Genomic DNA, 1400 nt, shown 5'->3' on the forward strand with positions numbered 1-1400 from the left:
CAGTCCTTACGGTCTAGCTTCGTTGCCCTTAGAACGCTCTCCTACCACGGAACCCTAATGGGTTCCATCCACAATTTCGGTAACATGTTTAGCCCCGGTACATTTTCGGCGCAGAATCACTCGACTAGTGAGCTATTACGCACTCTTTAAATGGTGGCTGCTTCTGAGCCAACATCCTAGTTGTCTGTGCAATTCCACATCCTTTTCCACTTAACATGTATTTTGGGACCTTAATTGGTGGTCTGGGCTGTTTCCCTTTCGACTACGGATCTTATCACTCGCAGTCTGACTCCCGGATATAAATCAATGGCATTCGGAGTTTATCTGAATTCAGTAACCCTAGATGGGCCCCTAGTCCAAACAGTGGCTCTACCTCCATGATTCTTAATTCCGAGGCTAGCCCTAAAGCTATTTCGGAGAGAACCAGCTATCTCCAAGTTCGTTTGGAATTTCTCCGCTACCCACACCTCATCTCAGCATTTTTCAACATACATGAGTTCGGTCCTCCAGTGCGTTTTACCGCACCTTCAACCTGGACATGGGTAGGTCACTTGGTTTCGGGTCTACGTCTACTTACTATGGCGCCCTATTCAGACTCGCTTTCGCTACGGCTCCGTCTTATCAACTTAACCTCGCAAGCAAACGTAACTCGCCGGTTCATTCTACAAAAGGCACGCTATCACCCATTAACGGGCTCTAACTATTTGTAGGCACATGGTTTCAGGAACTATTTCACTCCCCTTCCGGGGTGCTTTTCACCTTTCCCTCACGGTACTGGTTCACTATCGGTCACTAGGGAGTATTTAGCCTTGGGAGATGGTCCTCCCGGATTCCGACGGAATTTCTCGTGTTCCGCCGTACTCAGGATACTGCTCTGAGAGATTTTCATTTAGTATACGGGGCTATCACCCTCTACGGCGAGTCTTCCCAGACTCTTCTACTATAAAAATCTTTGGTAACTCAAATGAGCAGTCCTACAACCCCAAGAAGCAAGCTTCTTGGTTTGGGCTCTTCCCTGTTCGCTCGCCGCTACTTAGGGAATCGATTTTTCTTTCTATTCCTGCAGGTAATTAGATGTTTCAGTTCCCTGCGTTTACCTCTATATAACCTATGTATTCAGTTAATAGTAACAGTCGATTAAAACTGCTGGGTTCCCCCATTCGGAAATCTCCGGATCAAAGCTTACTTACAGCTCCCCGAAGCATATCGGTGTTAGTCCCGTCCTTCATCGGCTCCTAGTGCCAAGGCATTCACCATGCGCCCTTGATAACTTAACCTAACTTTACTTAAAGCAAAGTGGTTTTGTTAAGAACTACGTTCTTAACTAATAAAACGCGGTGTTTCTCGGCTTATTGCTTAAAAATTTAATAAATATTATCTAGTTTTCAAAGAACAAATTT

At 45.5% G+C, this 1400-nt stretch carries 1 rRNA gene (cut by a window edge); it reads right to left on the minus strand.

The features are described 5' to 3' along the window. Positions 1-1277, minus strand: a 23S ribosomal RNA gene (locus tag AC1RP4_RS07510) (it extends 1742 nt beyond the left edge of the window). Positions 1278-1400 lie beyond the last annotated feature (123 nt).

It is taken from the genome of Dellaglioa sp. CoH-56-MRSF-10, from assembly GCF_056782175.1.